Below are 4593 nucleotides of genomic sequence, written 5' to 3'. Positions count from 1 at the left end.
CCATGGACCATGTTTTTTAACGGGGTCATGAGCCACCAATAAGCTAACGGCCGCTCCCCTCCGGCAACAGACTACCAGCAAGCTGTTTCTGACCCCACAGGCGGACCCGATCCGCGACGGTTTTTTAACACATCGCGCTCCATGCGCGTGCGATCGAGCTCACGCCGGAGCCGCGCAATCTCCGCCGCCTGATCGGCCGGAGAAGCCATGGGAGAGGCGCTGGGCGATGGGGTTGTGCTCCCAGCCCTGGATCGAGGTGGACCACCATTCACGACCGCCCGCCAGTTGCGCAGCATAGAGGGAGAAATCCCCAGCTCTGTTGCGATCTGCATGAGAGGTCGACCGCTGCTCTCCAAAAGTGCAACGGCCTCTCGTTTGAACTCTGGGGTAAAGTCTCGTCTCGTCTTCGTCATCAAACACCTTCCAACTCCCGCAGGAGCTTAGCAAAGGTGTCCACCAACGCGAGGGAAGATCACCCAGTCCGAATTTCTTCTACCGGACATGGAGCGCCCCTAAATTGTTAAGAAACCAAGTATAGGTTTGCTGAAGCCCTTCACGAAGATTGACCTTCGGTTGCCAGCCGAGCGTGCGCAGGCGACTGATATCGGTCACCTTGCGGGGAGTACCGTCCGGCTTGGACCTATCGAAGTCAAAGCGACCTTCGTATCCAACCACCTCGGCAATGGCCTCGGCCAGTTCAAGGATACTGACGTCGATTCCGGTGCCCACGTTGACGTGCGGGCGGTCAGAGTAGCTTTTCATTAGAAAAACTACTGCATCCGCAAGATCGTCCACGTGTAGAAACTCACGTCGAGGCTGGCCCGTACCCCAGATCGTTACGGCTGGGGCTCCCACCATCTTGGCCTCATGAATGCGGCGCATTAACACTGGCAGGACATGGCCGTTCGCGAGATCGAAGTTATCGTTGGGGCCATATAGATTGGTTGGCATGGCCGAAATAAAGTCATGGCCGTGCTGGACACGATGTGCCTCTGCAAGCTTGAGCCCGGCGATCTTGGCAACGGCATACCACTCGTTGGTGGGCTCTAACACTCCTGTAAGGAGCGCATCCTCCCTAATGGGCTGCTCCGCAAACTTAGGATAGATACAGGTCGAACCAAGAAATAGCAGCTTCTCGACGTTTCCGATATGGGCAGCATGAATAATGTTTGTTGCGATTGCTAGGTTATCGTAGATAAAGTCAGCTGGATATGTTGCATTCGCCAAGATACCACCGACCTTTGCGGCAGCCAGGATCACAGCTTGTGGACGTTTCTGCCTCATCCAATCCTCAACCTCCCTCTGGCGGCGCAAATCAACCTCGGCTCGATCTACAGTGAGAATTTCCACATCCGTCCCCGCCAAGGCTCGCACGACGGCAGATCCCACCATTCCGCGATGCCCAGCAACCCAGACACGCTTGCCCGCCAGCCTAAAATTCGGCATTGATCTTCCCTCCACGCCCTAGTGCCTGCTTGACGCCCGCTCCGCTGTGCCTTCTATTAGCCACACGAGTCCTTAGGTACGGATTGAGCTTTGAGCAGACCGGAGCGTGGTGATGCTCCAAAAACAACCCGGGAGATGCATCCTAGGTCGCGCACAATCCAGCGGACTGATATCGCGATGACAACAATCGCCACGCCAAGCATACTCGCGACGGCGATTCTCGTCGTAAGATCCCAGCGTTCTCCGAACGGTATTAAATCCATGAGGCGAAAGACGGTGCCCTGTAGCAGGTAGAGCAGCAGCGTGCTCTGACCCAACTCCACCGCGACAAAGCGAGTTATTGGGCTTGCACAGCCCAATCTCCAGCATTGGATCACACATTCCATCGCGACCGCCGAGGCCGCTACAGAGCCAGCGAACATCAGCAATACTTGTTTAGCTGACTCTGCATCGTGCATTACAACAAGATTGTTGTAGGCATAAGTCTCCTTTCCCCAAGCAAGGAAGCATACGGAAGCTATTATCGCCAGTAAGACCAGCAACGGAGGTTTGTAGCGTAGGATGATACTCGTCCACCGTTCGCTCGACTGGGCGAGCAAAAACCCCAAACAGAAGAACGGGTAGGTGTATTTTATCAAGGGTACTATCGAAAATGTCGCGGGCACGCATGCGACGCCGATTGCAGATATGCATATGATCCATTTCGACAAACGATCGCACACCGTAAGTACCTTAATGACAACGAAAGATACGAATGTTGCCCACAAGAACCAGTAGGTGCCAATGAATTCCTTCGAGAAATCTACCATTCCGGCCGTTACACTGCTCGCAGGCGAAAATACGACCAACTTAGCTGTCTCTATAAACGCGCACCAAAACAGCATTGGAAGCAACAATTGTTTCGCACGGTCAGTGATGCTGCGAGTGAGCGATTTTCGGAGGAGGGTTCCCGAACAAAGATATCCGCTTATCGCCATAAAGAGAGGCATGTGAAACATGTAGATCGACTTAAAATATGGTGAATACCAAAATTGGTTATCTCGGTGGACAATATACTGTAGCAGATGTCCAACGATGACCAAAATAATGAGTGTGCCCTTGGCAAAATCAAAGCTTAGATCTCGGTTGTCTGCACCTGCTGAGTGCGAGCCGCGCCTCGTCGATGCAGTTGCTGTCTGACAGAGCATCAAACCTCTAGACATCAATTTTGCCCATACACCGCTTGCGAATGATCCGCTTCTTTGCCCACTCCGTTCGGTCCCAGCAGGCTGAAGCACTCTCCCGGCGCGACGGAGAACGACAGTCCGTCGACGTATGACTTTCTTACGCCGTCAAGGGTGATTACTACCGCGGGCGTGCGCTTATCTTAGCGGGAAGGATGCCCATTGACCGCCGATAGCTCACTTACAGGCGTTTTGGTCAACAGCAGGCCATCGCTCCATATGTGTTCAACGCGTCCCCACTGGCACGCCGCAGCGGCATCCGGGAAGAACCCACGTCCATGGTGGTTTGCGCTCGTATTGCAAAGCAGCGGAATGCCCGTGAGCTCTTCATATTCGACGAGAAGCTCAGCGACTTTGTGCTGAGAGGTTCTGGAAATGGTTTGCAATCGTGCAGATCCGTCGAGATGTACAACAGCGGGGATTCTGTCCCGCCACTCCGGCCGTGTCTGGTGGTCGAACAACATGTAAGGATCCGGCGTTCCAGGGCTGAATATGTCCGGCGCGCGGTCCTCAAGGCATATCGGCGCCACTGGCCGGAAGTATTCTCGAAGCTTGACGCTGTTGAGATAATCCTTCATTTCCGGCGATGTCGCAGCTGCGAGAATACTTCTACCACCCAACGCCCGTGGTCCGAGCTCGGCGCGCCCGGCCAAGAAAACCACCGGCCTGTTGCTGGCGAGGATGGTAGCAAGTTCTCGCATACTGCATGGTGCGGCCTCCCATTCGGGCGGCAGATGGCCACCATGCAGGGCCGGGCCACTGTAGACCGACCATTCCAGCGGTATGAAGCCTTTGTGCGCCGCCATTGCGCAGCAAGCGGCACCGATTGCCGAGCCGCTGTCATTAGGAAAGGGCGGTACCCAGACAGCATCGAACAGGCCGGTTGCACGTAGTGCGCTGTTCCATTTGATATTGAGACCACAGCCGCCGGCTACACATAAATTCCGCGGTTTGGGTAAATACGAATGTCGCTGCAAAGCCATCGCCATTTCCTGGACGAGGAGACGCTCGAGGAAAAAATGTAACGATGCAAGCACATCTTCCGGTGCCTTAGCCTTCAAGCGGAGCGCGCTGGCGTCGAAGAAATCATGCACAGCCGTAAGCGAGGACTCCGCGCTGTTGATGTCCGCACGGTAGTGACGGGCAAGTTCCGTGCTGGCCGCAAAGCGCTCCTCGTAGAGCTCCTGAAACACCGCCACGATGTCTTCGTTAATCGACCCCACGGCGATATAGGCCATCAGCTTGCCGGCGACACCGAGATCCCAGCCGGCGCGGCTCGCCTGCTTAAAAGGCCCGAAGTGATGGCCCGCGGCAGCATAAGCGTGACCTATGACCGGGAACAGGTATTCAAGAAACCGGGCGCCCCTGCGTTCTACATAGTAGAGACGCGGAAAGATGCAGCCGTCCCACACCAAGCAGAACGCGGGTTCTTCCGCCTTAGCAAAGGGGCTGGTGCAGTATGCGGAGGCCACATGGCCCGACACGTGCGGATAGCTTTTATAAGGGAAAAGGCGGCCGTCGAGCATCAGGCCGGAGCCGTCGAGCGAAGCGAGAAGACCCTCGGGATGGCGCTCAACATAAGGCGCCCCTTTCAGAGTGACGGGAGCCACCCCACTGAGGACCTGGAACTGCGACTCGACTTCACCGTCCCAGCCGTCGATAACAAATTGATCAACATCCCGCACGTTCAGACCGTGCTCCGCCAAAGCGGCGACAATTGCGTCGAGATTGTCGATATTTTGATATCGCAGATTGTTGTCCCTCTTCTCCTGCTCAATGCAAAAGACGAGCCGTCCATCCTCGACGAGGGCGATCGCCCCGTCATGAGTCAGATTGATCCCACAGATGCGCATAGTGTCTCCATGTCTAAGGTCGGCAACTCGATCCGCCCGGAAGCCGATCCGGACTCCAAAAGCGGGCGAGC

3 protein-coding genes and 2 pseudogenes are annotated in these 4593 nt (G+C 55.6%); all 5 read right to left on the bottom strand.

The features are described 5' to 3' along the window. Positions 1-122 precede the first annotated feature (122 nt). Positions 123-413, bottom strand: a pseudogene (locus FS320_RS38565) (transposase); the annotation flags it as partial. Positions 414-492: 79 nt separating this feature from the next. Continuing rightward, a complete protein-coding gene (gene fcl / locus FS320_RS38560; RefSeq protein WP_152717604.1) occupies positions 493-1446 on the bottom strand; it encodes a GDP-L-fucose synthase in 954 nt (317 codons plus the stop codon). Positions 1447-1502: 56 nt separating this feature from the next. Further along, positions 1503-2633, bottom strand: a complete 1131-nt coding sequence (gene nolL, locus FS320_RS38555; protein WP_152717602.1) for a nodulation factor fucose acetyltransferase NolL — start codon at positions 2631-2633, stop codon at positions 1503-1505. Positions 2634-2686: 53 nt separating this feature from the next. After that, a pseudogene (locus FS320_RS50465) lies at positions 2687-2788 on the bottom strand (nodulation factor ABC transporter ATP-binding protein NodI); the annotation flags it as partial. A 24-nt stretch (positions 2789-2812) separates the two neighbouring features. After that, positions 2813-4522, bottom strand: a complete 1710-nt coding sequence (nodU, locus tag FS320_RS38550) for a nodulation protein NodU (protein WP_152717599.1) — start codon at positions 4520-4522, stop codon at positions 2813-2815. Positions 4523-4593: the final 71 nt, after the last annotated feature.

Origin of the sequence: Microvirga tunisiensis, from assembly GCF_009296175.1 — a bacterium.
In the GTDB taxonomy this organism is placed as follows: Bacteria; Pseudomonadota; Alphaproteobacteria; order Rhizobiales; family Beijerinckiaceae; genus Microvirga; species Microvirga tunisiensis.
The sequence above is the reverse complement of the archived record's forward strand: the minus strand, read 5'-3'. Positions and strand labels throughout refer to the sequence as shown.

Coding starts and splice junctions, on each gene's coding strand:
- fcl (WP_152717604.1), bottom strand. CDS start 1,446: ATGCCGAATTTTAGGCTGGCGGGCAAGCGTGTCTGGGTTGCTGGGCAT.
- nolL (WP_152717602.1), bottom strand. CDS start 2,633: ATGCTCTGTCAGACAGCAACTGCATCGACGAGGCGCGGCTCGCACTCA.
- nodU (WP_152717599.1), bottom strand. CDS start 4,522: ATGCGCATCTGTGGGATCAATCTGACTCATGACGGGGCGATCGCCCTC.